The organism is Serpentinimonas sp. SSL01 (genome assembly GCF_056323735.1).
Map to the genome: position 1 here is coordinate 846659 of NZ_CM150487.1, position 20718 is coordinate 867376.

A 20718-nucleotide genomic window follows, 5' to 3' on the forward strand; every position below is an offset into this window, starting at 1 on the left:
TTCAGTATACTGAATGAATGGTATTGTTACCCAGATGTGTGCATTTGGCAAGAGGGTTAGCCCGTATCCCCAATATGGGTCTGGGTATCTTCCAGACGGACAAATTTAGCCAGCAGTCGCAGGAATTCGACTTGTTCTTCAGCAGAGAGGGGTTGCATCAACTGCCCGTACATGGGGTCCACATGCGGCAGCATGCGATCCAGTATGGCTTGACCTTCATCGGTCAGTCGCAAGCGGCGCTGCCTGCGGGGTAGCAGCTCGCGAACGATCCAGCCTTTCGTTTCCAGCCGCGCGGCAATGTCGGCGGTGGTCGAGGTGTCCAGCGCTACTTTGTCAGCCAGCGTGACCTGATCGATACCCGGGTGCTCGGCCAAGGCGCGCAATACCGCGTATTGCACAGGGGTGATGTGACGGCCATGCACAGCGTGAAATGTGGCGACCGCCAACTGGTGCGCCCGACGGATCAGGTGTCCGGGCTCATGGTAGAGGTGTTCATCGAAACGGGGCTTCACAGGCCTGAAGGATACGACAAGCCTGTGAAGCCCCGATGGAGCAGTCAACCGTCAGCGTTACTGGGCGGTGATACCGACTTCGCGGATGAATTGCCCAAAGCGGTTGCGGTCGCTCGACATGCGTTCGGCAAACGCCTGACGGCTCAAGGCCATGGGTTCAGCGCCCATGGCGCGTATCGCCTCTTGCACCCGTGTGTTTGTCAGCGTGCGGTTGACTTCTTGGTGCAGCCGGTCGAGCAAGGAAACGGGTGTGCCGCTGGGCATGTAAATGCCAAACAGCGTGTCCACGTCAAAACCGGGGAAGCCGGATTCCACCAGGGTGGGGACGTTGGGAAGCTGTGCTGCTCGCACCGGGCTGCCCACGCCCAAAAGCCGCAAACGGCCCGCGGCGGCATGGGGCTGGCCAGGGCCGGAGTCGAACATGAACTGAATCTCGCCACTCAGCAAGGCGGCCAAGGCGGGCGCTGCACCACGATAAGGCACGTGCGATGCCTGGAGCCCTGCCTGACGCAGCATCATCTCGGCCGCTAGGTGGGGTGAGCTGCCTTGGCCGTTGGAGCCGTAGTTGAGACGAGTGGGGTTGGCACGGATGTGAGCCACCAGCTCTTGAACGTTGTTGGCGGGTACCGAAGGATGCACCATCAGGAACAGGGACAGCCGCGCGACCGAGGCCAGCGGAATCACGTCGCGCTCGGCATCGAACGGCATCTGGCTAAAGAGGAAGGGGTTGGAGCTCATGGTGCTGCCCGGGCTGAACAGCATCGTGTAGCCATCTGCCGCAGAGCGCGCGGCCTCGGAAGCGCCGAGGTTGCCCGATGCCCCCGCACGGTTGACCACCACCACCGGTTGACCCAGCGATTCGGCGAGCACCGCCGCGATTGGGCGCGCGATGGCGTCCGCGCTGCCGCCAGCGGGGAAGTTGACCATCAAGCGTATCGAGCGGCTGGGCCAGCTCGACTGGGCCCAGGCGGGTATCGTGGCTGCGCTGAGGGCCAGCCCCGCGCCTAGGGCGAGAGCGTGACGACGATTCAGCTGGGGTGGGCGATGGGTCATGGGTTGCTCCTGGTGCGGATTTATGGGGCTTTGCGGCTGCCGTCCGACTTGACGTGCAGATGGTTGTGCAGCTTAATTGAAGAATAGTTATATTTCATCAGTGTTTTCCCGGAGCGCAAGCGGTGTTTTTTGGCCGGATGGTGCCGGTCTAGGTGACGGCCCACCGAGCAGGCGGGCGATCAGCGCCTCAGCAGCAGCAGCGCCAGCAGCGCCGCTCCGGCCACGGGCAGGCGGCGCAACTGGCGCTCTTCGAGCCACAGCGTGCGCGGCCAGCGGTGCCCAGAAAAATCAGCGCCGTGGACAAGCTGGCGTGCTGCCCCCCGTTGGCCGCCAGCGGCAAGGCGAGCGATTCGCTGCCGGCCACGCGCAGCAGCAACCCGGACAGCAGCAGCGCCTCGCCCAGCACCGCCATGATCAGATAGACCCGACCGGCGCGCCAGGCGTCGGCGCTGCGCGCATGCACCACCAGGCCGTAAGCGGCAAAGCTCATCAGGGCAAAACCGGCGTAAAAACCGATGGCGTCTTGGGCCACGATCAGCCACAGGTTGCCGCTCAGCGCCGCCAGCCAAAAGCCCCACAGCGCGTGGTGCCGTTCGTCGTGGCGGTGATAGATCTGTGCGGCCCAACCGGCTAGGCTCCACAGCAAACCCGCGAGCAGCAAAAAGACGGTGCCTAGGCCGTCGAGCCCAAAGCGCAGGCCCAGCGGCAAGGGCGCGCGCGCCTCAAAGGCTTCGGAAGCCGGCAAAAAAGCCAGTCGCAACACCCGAAACACGTAGGCCGCGCTGAGCAGGGTGCCGCCCAGCAGCCACAGCAACCAGGGCCACTGGTCGGCCAGCAGGGCGGCTTGCATCATCTGCCACTTGGCGGCAAAGCCCAGGCTGGGGGGCAGGCCGATCAGGCTCACGCCGGCCAGTGTGAGCGCGGCAAAGGCCAGCGGCTCGCTCGCCACCGCGCCGCGCAGGCTGGCCAGATCGTCGCGCCCGGCCGACAGCACCAGCACCCCGGCGGCCAAAAACATGGCGGCCTTGGCCAGGCCCATGCGCCAGCAGGTGCAGCACCCGTGGCCCCCAGCGCCGTGGCGGCGATGGCAATGACGATTCCGGTCAGGATCAGCGCCTGCGCCACCGGGTCGGCCACGCCGCTGGGGCCGGGCGGGCGCAGCGCCAGCAGCAGCACAAAGATGCCGCTGCCCATGACGTTGAAGGCCAGCAGTTTGCGCAAAATCGAGGGCGCCAGCAGCATGCCCAGCAACCCAAGCAGCACCAGCGCACTGCCCGTGGGCAACCAGACCGAAACCCCGGCCGACCACAGGCCCGAAATCCCTTCCCACCCCGTGCTCAAAGCAGCACCCCAAGCCTCAATCATTGCGCCACGGCTTGGGTGGCGGCGCCAGCCAGCGGCTCGATGCCCAGCACGGCCAGCAGCAGCAGGGCGGCGCAGGCCAGCACCAACGCCCCCAGCAACCAACCGTCGGCCCCCGGCCAGACCCCGGGCTGGCGCAACAGCAGCAGCCAGACCCCGGCCAAGGCCAGTGCCGCTGCCAGCAAGCGCTTGAATACGACCGGTTTCATGCTGCCCCTACGAATTTGCACGCGCAGCCCATTGCGCGCAAACGATTGTAGGGGGCAGGGGGCCAGTTCAGCGGCTGGATTGGCGCAGTTGCTGTGCCGCCTGCACCATGCGTTGCAGGGCTGGCCTGACCTCTGGCCACTGGCGCGTTTTGAGTCCGCAATCGGGGTTGACCCAAAGGCGTTCGGGCGCGATGCGCTGGGCCGCGCTGCGCAGCAGCGCCACCATGCGCTCGACTTCGGGTTGGTTGGGGGAGTGGATGTCGTAAACCCCCGGGCCGATGGCGTTGGGGTAGTCGTAGCGCTCGAAGGCTTCGAGCAAATCCAGTGCCGAGCGGGCGGTCTCGATGGTGATGACGTCGGCATCGAGGCGGGCAATGTGCTCGATGATGTCATTGAACTCGGCATAGCACATGTGGGTGTGGATCTGCGTGGTATCGCGGACCCCGTTGGCGCTCAGGCCAAAGCACGCCACTGCCCAATCGAGGTAGGCTGCCTGATCGGCTTTTTTGAGCGGTAGGCCTTCGCGCAGCGCGGGCTCGTCGATTTGGATCACCGCAATGCCAGCCTGCTCCAGATCGAGCACCTCGGCGCGCAGCGCCAGCGCCAGCTGTCGGCAGCTGAGCTCGCGCGGCTGGTCGTCGCGCACAAAAGACCAGTTGAGCATCGTGACCGGCCCGGTGAGCATGCCTTTCATGGGTTTGTGCGTGAGCGACTGGGCGTAGCGGCTCCAGTGCACCGTCATGGGCAGCCGGCGCTGCACGTCGCCGTAGAGTATGGGGGGCTTGACGCAGCGCGAGCCGTAGGACTGCACCCAGCCCTGGGTGGTGAAGGCGAAGCCCTCGAGTTGTTCGCCAAAATACTCCACCATGTCGTTGCGTTCGGCTTCGCCATGCACCAGCACGTCGAGCCCGAGCGCCTCTTGTTCGCGCACGCACAGTGCAATCTCGTCGCGCATAGCCTGCTCGTAGGCGGCGGCGTCGATCTGACCGCTTTTGAAGCGCTGTCTGGCCTGCCGGATCGCGCCGGTTTGCGGGAAAGAGCCGATGGTGGTGGTGGGCCACTGGGGCAGTTGCAACACCGCTTGCTGCTGGCGCGCGCGTTCTGCGTAGGGGCTGGGGCGGTGCGCGGGCAAGGCGTTGCTGGCGCGCAGGGCGGCTTGCACCTCGCTGCGGTGCACCCGCGTGGATTGCGCACGCTCGATCAGCCCGTGCTGGTGCAACTGCAGTTGGTCTGCGACGCTCTGGCGCCCGTGGTTGAGGGCGCGCGCCAGCAGGTGCAGCTCCTGCAGTTTTTGGCGCGCAAATGAGAGCCAGCCGCGCAGCGATGGATCGAGATTGGGTTCGGCATCCAAGTCCAGCGGCACGTGCAGCAGTGAGCACGAGGGCGCGATCCAGAGCCGCTCTTGCAGCCGCTGTGCCAGCGGCTCGAGCCAGCCGAGCGCTGCATAAAGGTCGGTTTTCCAGACGTTGCGGCCGTCGATCACGCCCAGCGAAAGCACCTTGGTGGAGGGCAGCAGGTTGAGCAGGGCGCTCACCTCATCGCGGCCGCGCACGGCGTCGATGTGCAAACCCGCCACCGGAAGATTGGCAGCCAGATAGCGGTTGTCGCCCAAGCCCCCAAAATAGCTGGCCAGCAAGATTTGCACGGGTGCGTTTTTGAGCTGGTGGTAGGCCAGATTGAAGGCGTGCTGCCAGTCGGGGTCGAGGTCTTGCACCAGTATCGGTTCATCGATCTGCACCCACGTGGCGCCCCACGCATGCAGGCGCTTGAGCAGTTCGGCATACACCTCGAGCAAGGCGGGCAGCAGCTGCAAGCGATCGCCCCCGCCCCGCATCTTGCCCAGCCACAGGTAGGTGACGGGGCCAATGAGCACCGGCTTGCCGCGCACGCCCTGGGCCAAGGCTTCGCCCCATTGTTGGCGCAAGCGTCGGTCGTCGAGCTCGAAGCGGGTCTGGGTGTCAAACTCGGGCACCAGATAGTGGTAGTTGGTGTCGAACCATTTGGTCATTTCGGCAGCTGCAATGGCGCCGCCACAACACGCGGCCCGACCTTGGCCGCGCGCCAGCCTAAAGTAGTGCTCGAGTTCATCACCCCCAAAACCCTGCGCCCGCTGGGGCAGGTGCCCGAGTGTGAAACTCATGTCGAGCATGTGGTCGTAGAGCGAAAAATCGCCCACGGGAGCCCAATCGAGCGTGTCTTGCCAAGCCCAATGGCGCTGGCGCAGCGCTTGCGCGCAATCGAGCAGCGCCGCCGAGTCGGTTTCGGCGCGCCAGTAGGCCTCGAGGGCGAATTTCAGTTCCCGGCGCATACCCATGCGCGGAAAACCCAAGTTGTGGGTGGTAACCATCTCACTCCAATGCGGTTGCGATTCAAACGGACGCAGCGCCCCCAGCGGGCGCTGTGGCCGGCTTGCAGCAGCGCAAAGCGTTGCTGCGTAAGCCGGTCAGGCCGATGATGCCCTTGACAATGGATGAAGTAAAATGGTCTTATTTCAGATTTCAATGAACATCAATCATGATTGAGCGCACTCATTTGGCGATCTTGCGCGAGGTGGAGCGCACCGGTTCGCTCACCGCTGCGGCGCAGCGCCTGCACCTGACGCAATCGGCGCTGAGCCACAGCATGCGCAAGCTCGAAGACCGTTTTGGCACACCCATTTGGCGGCGCGAAGGTCGGCGCCTGATTCCAACCCAGGCCGGGCAGTACCTGCTGAACCTGGCGCAGCGCTTGCTGCCGCAACTGGAGCACGCCGAGCAGCGCATGCAGCAGTTTGCGCGCGGTGAGCGCGGCAGCTTGCGGGTGGGCATGGAATGCCATCCCTGCTACCTTTGGCTCATGCAGTACGTGGCCCCCTACTTGGCGCGCTGGCCCGATGTGGACTTGGATGTCAAGCAAAAATTTGAATTTGGAGGCATTGGGGCCTTGTTTGCGCACGACATCGACGTGCTGGTGACGCCCGATCCGCACCACAAGCCGGGGCTGCATTTTGAACCCGTGCACGCCTACGAGCAGGTGCTGGTGCTGGCCCAAGGGCACGCGCTGGCGCAGCAGGATCGGGTGCAGCCACAGGAGCTGTCTTCCGAGGTGCTGCTGACCTACCCGGTGCCGCCCGAACGGCTGGATGTGTACAGCCAATTCCTGACGCCGGCTGGGGTGGCGCCACGCTTGCACAAAACGGTGGAAAACACCGAAGTGTTGTTGCAGTTGGTGGCCAGCGGACGCGGTGTGACGGCGCTGCCGCTGTGGGTGGTGCAAGCGCACCGCGATCGCCTGCCCATCGTCGCCGTGCGGCTGGGTGCCCGGGGCATACAAAAGCACATACACCTGGGTCTGCGCAGCGCAGACCTGGATGTGCCGTACGTCAACGACTTGCTGGCTCTGGTGCGTCAGGGCTCAGCTGCCCCGCCGGGGCCGATGGCGGCTTGACCCGTCCTTCAGCGCGCCGCCAGCAGTTCGGCCACGTCGAGCAGCACCAGTTCGTTGTCGTCGGCGCGGTTCGGGTGGCGGCTGCTCGAGAACGGCAGGTTGTTGTCGTTGCCGACCACGATGTGGCGCGCATCCACCTGATCGACGTTTTCGATCGTGAAGAAGGGGAAGGTCAGCACGCCGTCGTTGAGCGGCACGCGCGCCAGCCGGTTCGGGTCTTGGATGCGCATCAGGTCGATGAAGCCGATCTTGCGCACGGCGTCGTTGACATTGGCTTCGCTCATCTCGATTTTGTAAACGCGCTTGAAGCGGGCGATGTCGTGGAAGCAGTCGGCGCGGCGCTGGCCGGCAGGGCAGGCGCGGTCGGCGGTGCCCTCGCCGTTGTCGCGCTCGATCACCAAGGCGGTGGTGGGGCTGATCAGATTGAAGTCGCCGATGGCGTGGGTGTCGGCTTCCAAGGTGTAGCGCCACTGGCGGCCGGTCCAGCGCTCGGTGGCCACGTCGAACTCGAGCACGCGCAAAAAGCCGCGGCCGTCGCGCTGTTCAAAGGCGCGCGTGCTGGCGTCCCACAGCGGCCCTTCGAGCATGGCAAACAGGCGGCTGCCGTCGGGTGATGACGCCAAGCCTTCGAAGCCGCGCGAACGGCGCACCTGAAAAGCCACTTCGCCGCCCGGCACGGCGGGGGTGCGCACGTTGGGGTGGTCGGGCGAAATCACGGTGCGGCCATCGACCTGGGTTTCGAACACACCCCGCACACGGCCCTGCATATCGACCTTGATCAGGTAGGGGCCGAACTCGTCGCCGATCCAGAAATGCCCGCCAGCGATCTGCACGCCCTCGGGGTCGAAGTCGGAGCCGGTCAGGAAACGCTGCGGCGTGCCCTCGTGGATGATGCGAAACGGCACCCGGCGATCGGGGTCGTGCAAGAACACGGTCTCGAGCCGATCCCAGCGGTTGGTCTGAAAATTGATGCGGTAGCGGCTCAAATGCAGCATGAAGTCGGGCGAATTGGCGCGGTTGCCGGCACCGTTGTCGGTCAGCAGCCAGAAGCTGCCGTCGGCGTTGTGCAAAATGCCCGAATGGCCTTGCATGGGTTGGCCTCGAAACGGCACCTGCACCCCGGTGGGGCGGCCAGCCGAGCGGCCCTCGATGCTGCCGATGGCCTCCACCCGCTGGCCGGTGGTGAACTTGCCAGCGTGTTGCAGGTCGGCGGGCGCCCCAGCAGGGGCCGGGACGAGCGTGAGCGCGGGCAATATGGCATGCCCTGCCAAGCGGGCCGGAAATTCGGTTTGAGCCAAGGCGGGGGCAGACAGCAGGCCCAGCGACAGGGCGGCGGCGGCGCAGAATGACAGTTTCATGGGCGGTCGGTGGCTTGGGTGGGTGGGTTTTTCGGGGGGCGAATTGCGGCAGCGCGCGCGGGGTAGCGCGAGCCGAACGATTCGAAAACCACTGTGCCAGCGGCATATGAAAGCGCCGCGACCGGATGATGAAGCTTGCGTGAAATCGCCGCCAGCCGCTTAGCCCGGTGCCAGCAGGCTGGCGAGGTCGAAGGCGGGGTCGGCGGCCTGCTCTGGGGTGGGCGAGAGGCCGGCGTCGAGCAGTTTGCGCGCTTGCAGGTGCTCGCGGGTGGCGTTGACGCTGTCCACGGCGAGCAGGCGCGGGCCGCGAAAGTGGTACAAACTGAAAGCGCCAGCGTCCATTGTGCCGCGCAGCACCCAATGGTCGGCCCCGGCGCTCAGGCCGGCCATTTGCAGTTTTTTGTCGTACTGTTCGCTCCAGAACCAAGGCGTGGCGACAAAGGGGCGCTCTTGCCCGAGGATGGCGGCGGCCACGCTTTTGGCCTGTTCGGTGGCGTTGTGCACCGATTCCAGCCGCAGCAGCGTGCCATCGGGCAGGCGGCGGGCGGTGCAGTCGCCGGCGGCGTAGATGTGGGGGTCGCTGCTGCGCCCGCAGGCATCGACGACCACGCCGCGCTCGCAGTCCAGCCCGGCGGCCTGGGCCAGCGCGTCGTTGGCTTGCACCCCGATGCCCACCAGCACGGCGGCGCCAGGGCAATGGCTGCCATCTTGCAGCCAAGCGCCGCGCACCTGCCCGTCGGGCCCGGTTTCCAGCGCGGCCAGTTGTGCGCCGAGCCGCACCTGCACCCCGTGGTGGCGGTGCAGATCGGCGTACCAGTCGGACAAAGCCGGTGCCAGCACGCGGCCCAGCAAGCGCGGGGCGGCTTCGAGCACGGTGACTTCGACCCCGAGCTTGCGCGCACTGGCCGCCACCTCGAGGCCGATGAAGCCACCGCCGATCACCAGCAAGGGCTGCTGCTGGCGCTGGCAGTCGGCCAAGCGCGCCGCCAGCGCGGTGGCGTCGTCGAGGCCGCGCAGGCTGAGCACACCCAGAGCCGGTGCGCCCGGCAAGGCCAGCGGGCGCGGGCTGGCGCCGGTGGCCAGCACCAGCGCGGCATAGGGCAGGGTGCTGCCGTCGGCCAGCCGCAGCCGGCGCTGGGCGCGCTCAATGGCTTGCACGCGCACGCCCACGCGCAGATCGATGCCTTTGCGCGCCAGCGCCTCGGGGGCGCGCATCAGCAACTGGGCCGCTTGCAGCTCGCCACACAGCCAAGCTTTGGACAGCGGCGGCCGGTGGTAGGGCGGGTGTGGCTCCTCGCCCAGCACGGTGAGGGGGCCGGCGTAGCCGCCGCTGCGCAGCGCCTCGGCGGTTTGCACGCCAGCCTGCCCAGCCCCGATGATCAAAACGCCGCTCGGTTCGCCACCCGGTTCGCCACTTTTTTCTAGGGTCTGCGGTGGCGCACCCAGGCTGGATTGGATCAGGCTGGGCGGGATCATGGTGTGCCCTTGGGCTGGGACTTCATTCGGGACTTCAATTGGGGCTTCATTCTTGCGCCGCCGGCAGGCGCAGAATCAGGCCATCGAGGCGCGCCGTGGCCTTGATCTGGCAGGCCAGGCGACTGTTGGGGCGGCGCTCGGCGGCCACGTGCTCGAGCATGTCGAGTTCGGTCTGGCTGGGTTCGGCCAGATCGGGCAAGTGGCTTTCATCGACGTAGCAGTGGCAGGTGGCGCAAGCGCAGGAGCCGCCGCACTCGCCCAAGATGCCCTCGATGCCGTTGGCGATCGCGCCTTGCATCAGGTTCCAGCCCTCGGGCAGATCGACGGTGCAGGTCTGGCCGTGGGCCTCGATGTAGGTGATTTGTGCCATGCAAGTGCGTCCGAAAAGTGCGTCCGAAAAATAAAAAATCAGCCTGCAGCCAGTTCGAGCACCAGCGGGCTGCGAAAGGTGGAGGAAGGCATCCAAGGCAGTTGCTCGGCCACCCGATGGTATTCGGGCACCACGCGGTGGAACTCCTCGAAGGCTATTTTGAGCGCCAGCCTGGCAATGGCCGTGCCCAAGCAGGCGTGTACGCCGCCACCAAAACCCAAATGGCCGCGCGGCTTGCGTCCGATGTCGTAGCGGTCTGGGTCGGGGAACTGGCGCTCGTCGCGGTTGCCGCTGCCATAGGCCAGGCAGACGAAGTCGCCGGTGCGCATGGTCTGGCCGTGCAGCGTCACGTCTTTCATCAGGCGGCGGCGAAAGCGCTGCGCCGAGGTGTTGTAGCGCAGGCTTTCTTCGATCGCGTCGGGCAGCAGCGAGGGGTCGGCCACCACGGAGCGCCGAGCCGCGTCGAAGCTGGCGAGGTTGTAGGCCAGCATCATCATGAAGCCCCCCAGCGACTCGACCCCGGCCATGATCAGGGTGGTGGTGGTGAGCAGCACCTCGCGCTCGTCGAGGCGGTCGCCGTCGATTTCGGCCATGGCGAAGTGGCTGATCAGGTCGTTGCGCGGCTCGGCACGGCGCAAGGCGATCACTTGCGCGGCGTAGTTTTGCATCCATTGGTAGGCGGCGATGTGCTCGGGGCCCTTGGCGCGGGTGCGGGCATCGCTTTGCACCATCAGCACCGCGTGGTCGCGCACTTCGTGCTCGGCCACCAGCGCTTCCTCGCCCATCGGTAGGCCGAGCGCGCTCATCAACACCTTGACCGTGAACTGCGAGGACACGTCTTTGAAATCGAACTGCGACACGCCGCGCAGCTGGCCAAACACCTGCTGCGCCATGGCGCGGATCGGCTCTTCGAGCGCCTGCAGGTTGCGCTTCATAAAGGCGTGTTGCACCAGGGCGCGCAGGCGGTCGTGCCGGGGTGGGTCGGAGCTGCCCAGGGTGGCGCCGGCACGGCCCGGCAGTTCGGTCATCAGGTTGCCGCTGGCGCTGGAGTACGTTTGCCAGTCGTTGAGCGCGCTCACGATGTCCACATAGCGCGACAACACCCACATTTGCGCCTGCTCGCTCCAAAAGCAGGGGTGTTCGTCGCGCAGACGGCGGTAGTAGGGGAACGGGTCGGCGTCGATCGCCGGCGCATAGGGGTCGAACTGGAAGCTGAACATGGCGCGCGTCTCCTGTGTGTGCTGGGCCTGCTGGGGCCGGCTTGGTGTTTTGTTTGGCTTTGCTTGATTGCTTGGCCAAGGCCCGAACTGTAGGGCCGAGCGGGCTTTGAAGGCGTGCAAAAATCTAGGCGATTGCTGGTACTTTTGGATCAAAATGCAACCATGACCAATCGCTCCTATGTGCGCCCTGCTGTGCCACCCCCCGCTTCTGGCCGGCCAGCGCCGCAGGGCCCAAGCCGGAGCAATGGCGCTGGCGTTCCCAGCCAATCGGCCGACTTGGCCGGCCCACCTTGGGCGGGCGGCACGCACATCCCCAGTTTTGCGCTCTATGGCGAGGCGGCGTCGCTGGGGCAGGAGCTGCTGCACATCGAAGAGGTGCAGTCGCGCAGCCGCCTCTACCATTGGGAAATCCAGCCGCACACGCACCAAGGGCTGTACCAAGTGCTGTGGCTGTGGCGCGGCCAGGCCGAGGTGTTGCTCGACGAGCACCGCAGCGCTGCGCAGGCGCCGGCGGCCATCGTGCTGCCGCCCAATGTGGTGCATGGCTTCCGCTTTGCCCCCGAAACCGACGGCCGCGTGCTGACGCTGAGCGCACGTTGGCTGCTCGAGGGCGAGACGGGGGCGCTTGGAGCGGCCTTTCAGGAGCTGTTTGCCGCCCCGCGCCTGTTGCACTTTTGGGCCGAGGAAGCTGCGGCGCAGCGGCTCGATGCGCTGTTTCGGGAGCTCACGCACGAGTTTCAATGGCCCACCGGGGCGGGCGGTTCGCCGGTGCTGGGCTGGCTGGCGCGGGCGCTGGTGTGGCGCCTGGCACAAGCCAGCGCGCAACAGCGCCAAGCCGCCCCGGCGGGCACGCGGGCACACCAGCACCAAGCGCTTTTCACGCGATTTTTGTTGCTGCTGGAGCAGCATTTTCTGGAGCACTGGCCGCTGCAGCGCTACGCGGAGCGGCTGGGGCTGTCGCTGCAGCGCTTGAACCGCCTGACGCGCAGCGCCAGCGGCCGCAGCGCCCTCGAGCTGGTGCACGAACGGCTGACCCGCGAGGCCTGTCGGCGCCTGCTCTACATCGCCGCACCGGCTGCCAGCTTGGCGCTCGAGCTCGGTTTCGACGATCCTGCGTATTTCTCGCGCTTCTTCAAGCGCCGCACCGGCCAGAGCCCGCAACAGTATCGGCAGGCGCAGCGGCAAGCGCTGCAGGCGGTGCGGACTGTTGCGCAGCCACCCCCGGCTGGGGGCTGAGCAGGGCCGGCGCCAGCGCCTCGATCTGGGCGCGCAGCCAGCGCTGCGCTGGGTCGTGCTGGTGCCGTAGGTGCCACACCAAGTACATCGGCAACGGCGGGCAGGCCAGCGGTGGGGCGGCGCTGGCCAAGCCGCGCAGCAGGTGGCGCTGCAGCAAGCCGGGGGCGGTGGCGAGCAGGCGGCTGCCGGGTAAAAACGAAGCCAAGCCAGCAAAACCAGGCACCAGCACCCGAAAGCGCCGCTGCACCCCGCGCCCGAGCAGCCATTGGTCAAAGTCCAGGGGTCGGTTGGGCTCATAGACCACGGTGGCGTGGTCGGCGGCCAGGTATTCGTCCAGGTCGCACGGGGCGGCGCGTTGGGTGGGGTCGTAAAACACCCGGTAGGCGTCTTCAAACAGGCGCTTTTGCACGATGTCGGTGCCATCGGGCGGACGCGGGCTGAGCACGAGCTGGCACCGATGTTGGCGCAGCAGCTCCAGGCTCGGGATGCCCGACGGGATCACGCGCAGCCGCACCTTGGGGGCTAGGTGTTGCAAGCGCTGCAGCAGCGGCGGCAGCAGCAAGTCGCGCTGCAGATCGTTGGCCGCTACGGTGACGCTGCCCTCCCACAGGGCTGGCTCGAAGCGCTCGCGCTGTGCAAAGCGCTCCATTTGCTCCAGCAGCGCCTGCGCCGGTTCCAACAAAGCCTCGGTGCGCGCCGTGGCCACGATGCCGCGCCCAGACTTGACAAACAGCGGGTCGCCCACGATGGCGCGCAGCCGATCGAGCTGGTGGCTCACCGCCGACTGCGTCACCCCCAAGCGCTGGGCGGCGGCGGTCACCGAGCCGGTTTGCGCCACCGCCACCAGCAGGCGCAGCAGGCGCGCATCGAGCGCGTACCAATCAAAATCATTCATGGGTTGCATGATGCCTCCTGGCTTGATCGAAGTCAATTCATGCGCCACACTGGGGCACCCGTCACAGCCAAATCGGTCAGCGCCCCAGCCGTGCTGGACCGCCCTTGCAGACCACACCACCCAGGAGCCCAAGAATGAGCAGCCCCATGCGCAACCCCAGCGATCCCAGCGCCCCCAGCGATACCCATGACATCCCCGGCACGACGCCGTTTGACGGCGCGCTCGCCCAAAAGGGCTACGCGCTCAACAAAATGTGTTTTTCGTTCAATCACCAAGCCAACCGCGAGGCTTTTGTCGCCGACCCCGAGGGCTACATGGCGCGCTACGGCCTGAACCCGCAGCAGGCCGAGGCGGTGCGCTCCAAGCAGGTGCTGGCGCTGCTGCAAGCCGGTGGCAACGCCTACTACCTGGCCAAATTTGCCGGCATATTTGGCCTCAACATGCAAGACATCGGGGCACAGCAGACCGGCGTGAGCAAGCCCGAGTTCATGGCCAAACTGGCCGCGGCCAACCAGCAGCCCGACTGGCCTGCGGCCAAGCTCGGGGTCTAGCGACAGACCCCGCGCCACCCCCAACCCCATTTTCCCTATAGCGCCTCAAGGAACCTCATGGCAACCCTACTCGGTGGCTTGGCCACTTCGCACATTCCGGCCATCGGCAACGCATTGGCCAAAGGCTGGCAGCAAGAGCCCTACTGGAAGCCCTTTTTCGACGGCTTCCCGCCCATCCACCGCTGGCTCGAACAGGTGCGCCCCGAGGTGGTGGTGGTGTTTTACAACGACCACGGGCTCAACTTCTTTCTCGACAAAATGCCGACCTTCGCCGTTGGGGCCGCCGCCGAGTACCACAACGCCGACGAAGGCTGGGGCATCCCGACGCTGCCGCCGCTGGCCGGCTGCCCGGAGCTGTCGTGGCAGATCATCCGGCATCTGGTGGCGCACGAGTTTGATGTCGTGACTTGCCAGGAGATGCTGGTCGATCACGCCTGTACGCTGCCGTTGAAGCTTTTTTGGCCCGAACACGAGGTGGCCCCGGTGCAGATCGTGCCGATCGACATCAACACCGTGCAGTTCCCACTGCCCACGGCGCGGCGGGTCTATAAGCTGGGCCAGGCGGTGGGCGAGGCGATCCAGCGCTGGGACAGCGACAAACGGGTGCTGGTCATGGCCACGGGCGGGCTGAGCCACCAGCTCGAGGGCGAGCGCGCCGGCTTCATCAACAAGGCCTTCGACCAGCAGTTTCTCGAAAGCATGGTCTCCAACCCCGAGTGGGCAACCCAGTTCAGCGATCTGGAACTGGTCGAACGGGCCGGCACCCAGGGGGTGGAGCTGCTGATGTGGCTGGCCATGCGCGCCGCCCTGACGCGCGGCGGGGCTGGGGTGCGCAAGGTGCACAGCAACTACCACATCCCGATCTCGAACACCGCCACCGGGGTGATGGCGCTGGAGTGTCTGGCCTGATCAAGGCGCAGCGCTGCCGACCGGGGCAGCTCCCTGGACGAGTTCCCGGGGGGCCACCAGCGGGCAGGTGAGGGTGAAGCGGGCCCCTTGGCCCGGGCTGCTCTCGAGCGCCAAGCGTCCGCCCAGCACCCCCGTCACCAGGTTGTGCACGATGTGCAGGCCCAGCCCGCTGCCGCCCTGGCCCAGCCGGGTGGTAAAAAAGGGCTCGAAAACGCGGTCTTGTAGGTGCGGCGCAATGCCCTTGCCGTCGTCGCTCACGCTGAGTGCGAATTGCTCGCCCTCGAGGGCCGATGCCTCGATGCGGATGCGGCCGCTGGCGCGCCCTTGCAGCCCGTGCACCCAGGCGTTTTGCACCAGATTGGCCAGCACCTGCCCGAGCGGGCCGGGAAAGCTGTCGAGCCAGATGCCGGCGGGCACCTCGACCTCGAGCGCATAGGGGCTATGCTTGAGCATCGGCTGCAGGGTTAGCACGATTTCGTGCACCAGTTCGGACAACTGAAACCGGCGCCGCTGCGAACTGGCCTGGTCCACCGCCACCTGTTTGAACGAGCTGATGAGCTCGGCGGCGCGCTCGAGGTTGCGCGTGGCGATGTCGTCGGCCGTGCCCACTTGTTGCACAAAGGCGTCGAGCTCGCTGCGCCGCAGCCCCTGCTGCAGGCGCTCGCGGAACTGACGCAGGCTCTCTTGTAGCGTGCTCGTCGCCATCAGGGCGTTGCCGATCGGGGTGTTGAGTTCGTGCGCCACCCCGGCCACCAGGCTGCCCAAGGCGGCCAGTTTGTCGGCTTGGACCAACCGGTCTTGGGTGGAGCGCAGTTCGTTCAGGGTGCGTTGCAGTTCGTTATTGGCCTGTTCGAGGCTCTGGGTGCGCTGCTGCACCCGGTCTTCGAGCTCGCTGTTGAGGCTGCGCAGCTCGGCTTCCAGCCTTTTGATTTCGCTGATGTCGATGTCCATGCAGACGAAGCGCACTTCGTCCGCCTGCTGCCCAGGGATCGCAAAGGTGGTGGAATAAATCCAGTGCAAGGCGCCGTCAGCGCCGCGCAAGGCGCCCTCGAAGGGGCCGAAGGGTTCGCCGGTGCGGGCGATGCGCTCCAGGATGGCTTCGAAATCGGCCTGTTGCTGGGTGTCGTAGTACAGATCGACCGGCCGCTTGCCTATGGCCTGAGCGCGGCTGTAGCCCAACATGCGCTCCGAAGCCGGGTTCCAGTCCACCACCCGGCTGTCGCGGTCGTAGATCTGCACCGCCACCGTGGGTCCGAGGTCGATGATGGCGCGCAGCTGCTGCTCGCGGCGGCGCACTTCCTGTGCCATATGGTTCAGGCTGTGTTCGAGTTGCTGCACCTCGGCGATGCGGCTGCGGAGTGGCGTGGCCTCGTAGTCGCCGCGCGCCAGCGCCTCGGAGTAGGCCACGCTGCGGCGCAGGTGGCGCCCGATTCGGGTGCCCACCAGCAGGTTGAGCAACAGGCCAAAGCCGATCGCGAACACCACCACCACGGCGGTGAGGGCGATGGCGGCGCGTTCCGAGGCCCGTGCCAGATCCAGCGGTTTGCCCGTAAAAACGACCCACCCGAGGCGGTCTAGGCTCTGGGCGTAGCCTTCAAACGTTTCACCCAGATGCACGATGCGGCCATGGGCCTGCGCCGCATCAAGGGCGCGAGCAATGGGCTCCAGGTGGGCGATGTTGCGCCGGTGCAGGGGGTCGAGCGGGTCGGGCGAGCGGACCAGTTCGCCGCGGCTGTCGGTGAATAGCACCAGCAGGTCGCCGCGCTGGCCCCATTCGACGCTGCCCGTGACCAGCGCCTGCACCGAGATTTCGGCGACCATGAACCCGTTGGACAAGGGCAGGGCGATGCCCACCACCGGCTGCTCCACCAAGGGCGAGAGGTACTGGTCGCTCCAGACCGGGTGCTCGCCTTGAGCAGCCAAACGCAAAATGGGCAGGTTGCTCAGGTCGGCCCCAGAGCGCTCAGTGGTATGAGGGTAGCCGAAAGCAAAGGGCAAGACAAAATCGAGCAGCAACCCATCGGGGCCGACCCAGTAGATGGCTTGAAAAGTGCCGGCCTGATCGACCAACTGCTGCGCAAAGCGGCGCACGAGGGGGTCAACCCGTTTGCCTTGGATCGGGCCGCCTGGGCTGGCAGCACGGAGCATTTCGAGCTGCAGTTCGGTGGCGTTGAGCAGGTCCTGCAACTGCTGCACCACCACGGTGGCCATGCGCTGCTGCTCGTGATGCTGCCTCTCCCGTTCCAGCGGCAGGCGCCAGAACAGCATCAGTGCCACCACCAAGGCGACCGACAAGGCAATCACCAGCACGAACTGGCCCACCAACAGCCAGCGGATTGAGAGCGCGCGCGGGGCTTTCATGCGCGTACGGTGCTAAAGCGGCCGTTGCGAATTTCGGTCATCACCAGCGGGCGCAGGTGGTCGCCGTAGGCGTCGAAGACGATCGGGTCTTGCAAGCCGTTGAAGCGGCGCACGCGCAACAAGGTGGCGTTGAGCGCTTCGCCAGCCGTTTGCTGTTGCAGCGCCTGCAGCAGCACTTGGGCGGCATCGTAGGCGGCGACTTCGGCAAAACCCGGCGCACGCCTGAAGCGCTGCTCGAAGCGCTGCAAAAAATCCAGATAGACCGGGTTGCGGCTGTCGCGGTCAAAGTATTGCGACACCACCATGCCCTCCACCGAACGCCCGCCGCGCACGATCAGCTGGTCGGTCGAGGCCCACTCGGCGGCTTGCAGCGCCGGCGCCTGCGGGCTGCGCCGGGCCAACTGGGCCAGCATGGCGGTGTCGCTGGCGCTGGCCACCAGCACGAGGGACTCGGGCTGTTGCGCCAGCGCTTGCTGCAGCACCGTGTGCGCCAACCGCGGTTGCAGCGGCCCGCGGTAAACCACCGGTTCGGCTACATCCGCCCCCAGCGCACCGGCTTGGGCCAGAAAAAAATCGGCCCAACTGCGGGTGTAGGCGGCGTTGGCCTCGTCGCGGACCAGGGTCAGCCGGCGCCAGCCGCGCCGCTGCACGGCGAAGGTGGCGCTGTGGGTGGCGTACAGGTGCGTGCTGGCGCAAACGCGAAAAAACAAATCGTCGATGCCGCTGAAGTCGTGGCTGGTCACGGTGGGCGAAACGCTCAGCAGCCCGTGTTGCTGGGCCAGCGGGATCCAAGCTTGCGCGATGCTGCTGGTGGCCGGCCCGATGACGGCCGCAACCTGCGCGCTGGCGATGCGCAGCACCACCTCGGGCACCGCCTCGGGGCGTTGGGCGTCGTCGAATTCCAGCAGCTCGAGCGCCCGGCCGGCGGCGCGTGCCTGTTCGATGGCCAGCAGCGCGCCGTCGCGCACCCCAACCCCCAAATCGCTGATGGCGCCGGTCAGGCCCGCCAGCAGGGCCAGCCGCACCGGCGCTGCTGGCGCACAAGCGTGCAACCCGACCGCCGCCAGCGTGGCCCCCAAGGGCCAGGCGACGGCGTGACGGAGCAGGCGGCGGCGGCTTGGGGGTGGGCTCATGGCGTTCGGCGATTCCACTGGCGCAGCCAAGCGGGCAAGTCGGCAAAGGGCATGGGGCGGGCGATGTGAAAACCCTGGCCTTCGTGGCAACCGATGTTTTGCAGCTTGCGCCACACTTGCGCGTCTTCGATGCCTTCGGCCAACACCCGCAGACCGAGCGTAGAGCCAAGCTGCGCGATCAGGGCCGCGATGCGCGCTTCGTGGCCGTCTTGCAGTTGGCGCACAAATTCGCGGTCGATCTTGATGCGGTCCAGCGGCAGCCGATCGAGGTAGGCGAGCGAGGAGTAGCCGGTGCCGAAATCGTCGATGGCCACCGACAGCCCAAGATGGCGCAAGCGCTCCAAGATGGGTTTGACCACGCCCAGCCCCAGCGCCGCCACCGACTCGGTGATTTCGAGTTCGATCCGCCCGGCGGCCAAACCCGTGTCGAGCAAAGTCTGTTCGATCCGCGCCACAAAGGTGGGGCTCTTGAACTGCGCCACCGAGACGTTGACCGCCATCAGCTGGGGGGCCAAGCCGGCGGCGATCAGGCGCTGCATGTCGAGGCAGGCGGTCTTGAACACCCACAACCCGAGGGTGTCGATCAGCCCCGACTGCTCGGCCACCGGGATGAAGCGGTCGGGCGGCACCATGGTGCCGTCTTCGCGCCGCCAGCGCAGCAGGGCTTCGAGGCCGATCACGGCGCGCGTGTCGAGGTTGACTTGCGGTTGATAGACGAGGAACAACTGCTGGTCGCTGAAGGCGGCATTGAGCCGCGCCAGCAGTTCGGCGTGGTTGCGCGAGCGCTGCGCCATGGCCGAGTCGAAACACACCAAGTCGCCACGGTGCTGCAACTTGGCGTGCTTGAGGGCGATGGAGGCGTTCTTGAGCGCGTCGGCGCCCGAGCTGCTCAGGTCGGCGCCCGCGCAACTGCCCATGGAAGCTCGCACCTTGAAGGGTTGGCCGTCGATGACCAGGGGCGCATCCAAGGCCTGCTGCACCTGCGCGGCTTGCAGCAGATCGGCGGTGCCAAACAAGCCAAAGGAGTTGCCAGAGACCCGCGCCACCAGCACGGCGGTGGGCAGCGAGTCGATCAGGCGCCGCGTCAGGGCCTGCAGCACCCGGTCGCCAAAGGGGTGTCCCATGAGCTCGTTGATGCCGTTGAAGTCGTCGATGTCGGTCAAGATCAGCAGGTGCGGGGCGGCGTGGCGGTGCACGGCGGCCTCGATGCATTCGATCAGCCGGGCCCGGTTGGCGATGCCGAGCAGCGCATCTTGGTAAGCCACCTGCTGCAGGCGCTGCACGAGGTTGAGGTTGCGCAGGCAGGCGCCGAGGTTGACGCACAGCACATCGAGCAGTTGCAGGGTGATCTCGTCTTGCGTCAGGGCCGTGGGCAGGTAAATGGCCATGTCCATGCCGCGCTCGCTGCCCACGTAGAGCACGGTCTCGGAGTGGCCCAAGTGGTTGCGCTGGTGTTGCAGCGCTTCGCGCAGGCGCAGCAGCGCCGGGTGGCCATTGAGGCACTCCAACGGCTGGTTGATCATGGCCGCGTAGGGGCCTGCGGCGGCCAGCACCGTGTAGGGACCGCCTGGGGACGGGCCTTGGGCGCAAACCAAGCCATGGGGCGACACGCCCAGCAAGGCTGCGACCTGCGTCAGCACGCCGTCGGCAAAGCGCTGCAAACCGCTCATTTGCATCAGCTCGGCCGAGCCGAGCACGATCTGCTGCAGGCCGCGCCGGCTGGCCTCGATGGTGCGCACCTGTTCGTAGGCGCGCACCGCCGCCATCAGGGCAGAGACGAGTTTGTGCTGCGTGAGTTCGGACTTGGAGCGGTAGTCGTTGATGTCGTAACGCGCCAGGGTTTCGTGTTCGGGGGCGTAGCCGGGCTGGCCGGTGCGCAGCACGATGCGCGTGGCACTCAGGCCGAGCTCGCGCCGGATGTAGTCCACCAACAACAGGCCGGCGTCGGCGGTTTCCATCACCACGTCGAGCAAGACCACGGCGATGTCGGTGCTCTCGGCCAAGATCTGGCGCGCCTGGGCCGCGGATTCGGCCCGCAGCAGCTCGATCGGGCGCTCCAACGTCCAGGTGAGGTCGAGCGCAAAGGCGGTGCTGATGTGCACGTCGGGGTCGTCATCGACCACCAGCACGCGCCAAGGCTTGCTAGGCGGCGTGAGGTCTTGGGGCGTCACAGGGCGGTCATCGGCAAAGACGAAGATGTCGGCCGGGTCTTGCAAGGGTTTGCCGGTCATGTATGCAATCGTTGAAGCTGATGGTGCGGGTTTAGGGGCAGCATGTAGTGGCGCCGATGCGGAGGTGCTGGATGGTGCACTGCGTGCATGTGCCAACAACACGCGCAAAAAGCGATTTAGCGGCTCATAATAGCATTTTGCGTAGAGGGAGTCTGCTTGCCAGCCCGGTGCAAACACAGCCCGGTGCAAACGCTGACTTTGAGTTAATATGCGCCCCGCTTACGCACTGCTTACGCACTGCTTACGCACTTTGCGTGCATTTGGGCAGCATTTGGGCTTTGATGCCCACACGGATGTTTAGAAACGAAAGTTGGGAAACGGTATGGAACATAGCTTGCAAGCGCCATCAAGATACGCTGGTCTGAGCGTGGGGGCAAAGTTGTGGCTTGGCTTGGTTTTGCTGATTTTTGGAATGG

General features: G+C 66.2%; 18 protein-coding genes. 4 read left to right on the plus strand and 14 right to left on the minus strand.

Going from position 1 to position 20718, the window contains the following annotated elements; all coding sequences use genetic code 11:
* Positions 1–56: 56 nt before the first annotated feature.
* The 6 genes from ACVMK0_RS04120 to metE all read right to left on the minus strand — a co-directional run bounded on the left by ACVMK0_RS04120 (position 57) and on the right by metE (position 5483).
* Positions 57–512, minus strand: coding sequence for a MarR family winged helix-turn-helix transcriptional regulator (locus ACVMK0_RS04120; protein ID WP_476464398.1), 456 nt, complete (start codon positions 510–512; stop codon positions 57–59).
* A 57-nt stretch (positions 513–569) separates the two neighbouring features.
* Positions 570–1565: a Bug family tripartite tricarboxylate transporter substrate binding protein gene (locus tag ACVMK0_RS04125; RefSeq protein ID WP_476464399.1), complete on the minus strand. Its 996-nt coding sequence runs from the start codon at positions 1563–1565 to the stop codon at positions 570–572.
* A gap of 187 nt (positions 1566–1752) precedes the next feature.
* Positions 1753–2583: a proton-conducting transporter transmembrane domain-containing protein gene (locus ACVMK0_RS04130; RefSeq protein ID WP_476464647.1), complete on the minus strand. Its 831-nt coding sequence runs from the start codon at positions 2581–2583 to the stop codon at positions 1753–1755.
* A complete protein-coding gene (locus ACVMK0_RS04135) occupies positions 2466–2906 on the minus strand; it encodes an NADH-quinone oxidoreductase subunit K (protein ID WP_476464400.1) in 441 nt (146 codons plus the stop codon). The genes ACVMK0_RS04130 and ACVMK0_RS04135 overlap by 118 nt, the downstream gene beginning before the upstream one ends.
* Before the next feature lie 20 nt (positions 2907–2926).
* Positions 2927–3136, minus strand: coding sequence for a hypothetical protein (locus ACVMK0_RS04140; RefSeq protein ID WP_476464401.1), 210 nt, complete (start codon positions 3134–3136; stop codon positions 2927–2929).
* A 67-nt stretch (positions 3137–3203) separates the two neighbouring features.
* A complete protein-coding gene (gene metE, locus ACVMK0_RS04145) occupies positions 3204–5483 on the minus strand; it encodes a 5-methyltetrahydropteroyltriglutamate--homocysteine S-methyltransferase (RefSeq protein ID WP_045535261.1) in 2280 nt (759 codons plus the stop codon).
* Between the two features lie 167 nt (positions 5484–5650).
* Here metE and ACVMK0_RS04150 point away from each other — a divergent pair, with 167 nt between their 5' ends.
* Positions 5651–6562, plus strand: a complete 912-nt coding sequence (locus ACVMK0_RS04150) for a LysR family transcriptional regulator (protein ID WP_250960024.1) — start codon at positions 5651–5653, stop codon at positions 6560–6562.
* An 8-nt stretch (positions 6563–6570) separates the two neighbouring features.
* On the opposite strand, the gene ACVMK0_RS04155 is transcribed toward ACVMK0_RS04150, so the two are convergent.
* The 4 genes from ACVMK0_RS04155 to ACVMK0_RS04170 form a co-directional block, all read right to left on the minus strand.
* Positions 6571–7920 (minus strand): esterase-like activity of phytase family protein, encoded by a 1350-nt coding sequence (locus ACVMK0_RS04155; RefSeq protein ID WP_250960023.1) that lies wholly within the window; start codon positions 7918–7920, stop codon positions 6571–6573.
* Between the two features lie 159 nt (positions 7921–8079).
* Positions 8080–9396 (minus strand): NAD(P)/FAD-dependent oxidoreductase, encoded by a 1317-nt coding sequence (locus tag ACVMK0_RS04160; protein WP_476464402.1) that lies wholly within the window; start codon positions 9394–9396, stop codon positions 8080–8082.
* A 46-nt stretch (positions 9397–9442) separates the two neighbouring features.
* The gene (locus ACVMK0_RS04165) at positions 9443–9766 is read right to left on the minus strand and encodes a 2Fe-2S iron-sulfur cluster-binding protein (protein WP_045535266.1); all 324 of its coding nucleotides are present in this window, start codon (positions 9764–9766) and stop codon (positions 9443–9445) included.
* A gap of 38 nt (positions 9767–9804) precedes the next feature.
* Complete coding sequence (locus ACVMK0_RS04170; RefSeq protein WP_250960022.1) at positions 9805–10986, minus strand: cytochrome P450; 1182 nt, start codon at positions 10984–10986, stop codon at positions 9805–9807.
* Between the two features lie 276 nt (positions 10987–11262).
* Between ACVMK0_RS04170 and ACVMK0_RS04175 the strand changes: the two genes are divergently transcribed.
* Positions 11263–12222, plus strand: a complete 960-nt coding sequence (locus tag ACVMK0_RS04175; protein WP_476464403.1) for a helix-turn-helix domain-containing protein — start codon at positions 11263–11265, stop codon at positions 12220–12222.
* Here ACVMK0_RS04175 and ACVMK0_RS04180 read toward each other — a convergent pair.
* Positions 12119–13126: a LysR family transcriptional regulator gene (locus tag ACVMK0_RS04180; RefSeq protein ID WP_476464404.1), complete on the minus strand. Its 1008-nt coding sequence runs from the start codon at positions 13124–13126 to the stop codon at positions 12119–12121. The genes ACVMK0_RS04175 and ACVMK0_RS04180 overlap by 104 nt on opposite strands.
* A gap of 125 nt (positions 13127–13251) precedes the next feature.
* Here ACVMK0_RS04180 and ACVMK0_RS04185 point away from each other — a divergent pair, with 125 nt between their 5' ends.
* A complete protein-coding gene (locus tag ACVMK0_RS04185; RefSeq protein WP_250960020.1) occupies positions 13252–13668 on the plus strand; it encodes a protocatechuate 4,5-dioxygenase subunit alpha in 417 nt (138 codons plus the stop codon).
* Positions 13669–13725: 57 nt separating this feature from the next.
* The gene (locus ACVMK0_RS04190) at positions 13726–14577 is read left to right on the plus strand and encodes a class III extradiol dioxygenase family protein (RefSeq protein WP_476464405.1); all 852 of its coding nucleotides are present in this window, start codon (positions 13726–13728) and stop codon (positions 14575–14577) included.
* Here the strand turns inward: ACVMK0_RS04190 and ACVMK0_RS04195 are convergent, their stop codons facing one another.
* From ACVMK0_RS04195 to ACVMK0_RS04205, 3 genes are read right to left on the minus strand one after another with little or no spacing between them, the layout of a single operon-like run.
* Positions 14578–16938 carry an ATP-binding protein gene (locus ACVMK0_RS04195; RefSeq protein ID WP_476464406.1) on the minus strand — a complete coding sequence of 787 codons (2361 nt, stop codon included), beginning with the start codon at positions 16936–16938 and terminating at the stop codon, positions 14578–14580.
* A complete protein-coding gene (locus ACVMK0_RS04200) occupies positions 16935–18071 on the minus strand; it encodes an ABC transporter substrate-binding protein (RefSeq protein WP_476464407.1) in 1137 nt (378 codons plus the stop codon). The genes ACVMK0_RS04195 and ACVMK0_RS04200 overlap by 4 nt, the downstream gene beginning before the upstream one ends.
* Positions 18068–20302 (minus strand): putative bifunctional diguanylate cyclase/phosphodiesterase, encoded by a 2235-nt coding sequence (locus ACVMK0_RS04205; RefSeq protein WP_476464408.1) that lies wholly within the window; start codon positions 20300–20302, stop codon positions 18068–18070. Before ACVMK0_RS04205 ends, ACVMK0_RS04200 begins: the two co-directional genes overlap by 4 nt.
* Positions 20303–20718: the final 416 nt, after the last annotated feature.

Bases quoted from the DNA above. Each gene is read 5' to 3' on its own strand.
- ACVMK0_RS04125 (WP_476464399.1), bottom strand. From the start codon at position 1,565: ATGACCCATCGCCCACCCCAGCTGAATCGTCGTCACGCTCTCGCCCTA.
- ACVMK0_RS04130 (WP_476464647.1), bottom strand. From the start codon at position 2,583: ATGTTTTTGGCCGCCGGGGTGCTGGTGCTGTCGGCCGGGCGCGACGAT.
- ACVMK0_RS04140 (WP_476464401.1), bottom strand. From the start codon at position 3,136: ATGAAACCGGTCGTATTCAAGCGCTTGCTGGCAGCGGCACTGGCCTTG.
- metE (WP_045535261.1), bottom strand. From the start codon at position 5,483: ATGGTTACCACCCACAACTTGGGTTTTCCGCGCATGGGTATGCGCCGG.
- ACVMK0_RS04150 (WP_250960024.1), top strand. From the start codon at position 5,651: ATGATTGAGCGCACTCATTTGGCGATCTTGCGCGAGGTGGAGCGCACC.
- ACVMK0_RS04155 (WP_250960023.1), bottom strand. From the start codon at position 7,920: ATGAAACTGTCATTCTGCGCCGCCGCCGCCCTGTCGCTGGGCCTGCTG.
- ACVMK0_RS04160 (WP_476464402.1), bottom strand. From the start codon at position 9,396: ATGATCCCGCCCAGCCTGATCCAATCCAGCCTGGGTGCGCCACCGCAG.
- ACVMK0_RS04165 (WP_045535266.1), bottom strand. From the start codon at position 9,766: ATGGCACAAATCACCTACATCGAGGCCCACGGCCAGACCTGCACCGTC.
- ACVMK0_RS04170 (WP_250960022.1), bottom strand. From the start codon at position 10,986: ATGTTCAGCTTCCAGTTCGACCCCTATGCGCCGGCGATCGACGCCGAC.
- ACVMK0_RS04180 (WP_476464404.1), bottom strand. From the start codon at position 13,126: ATGCAACCCATGAATGATTTTGATTGGTACGCGCTCGATGCGCGCCTG.
- ACVMK0_RS04185 (WP_250960020.1), top strand. From the start codon at position 13,252: ATGAGCAGCCCCATGCGCAACCCCAGCGATCCCAGCGCCCCCAGCGAT.
- ACVMK0_RS04190 (WP_476464405.1), top strand. From the start codon at position 13,726: ATGGCAACCCTACTCGGTGGCTTGGCCACTTCGCACATTCCGGCCATC.
- ACVMK0_RS04195 (WP_476464406.1), bottom strand. From the start codon at position 16,938: ATGAAAGCCCCGCGCGCGCTCTCAATCCGCTGGCTGTTGGTGGGCCAG.
- ACVMK0_RS04200 (WP_476464407.1), bottom strand. From the start codon at position 18,071: ATGAGCCCACCCCCAAGCCGCCGCCGCCTGCTCCGTCACGCCGTCGCC.
- ACVMK0_RS04205 (WP_476464408.1), bottom strand. From the start codon at position 20,302: ATGACCGGCAAACCCTTGCAAGACCCGGCCGACATCTTCGTCTTTGCC.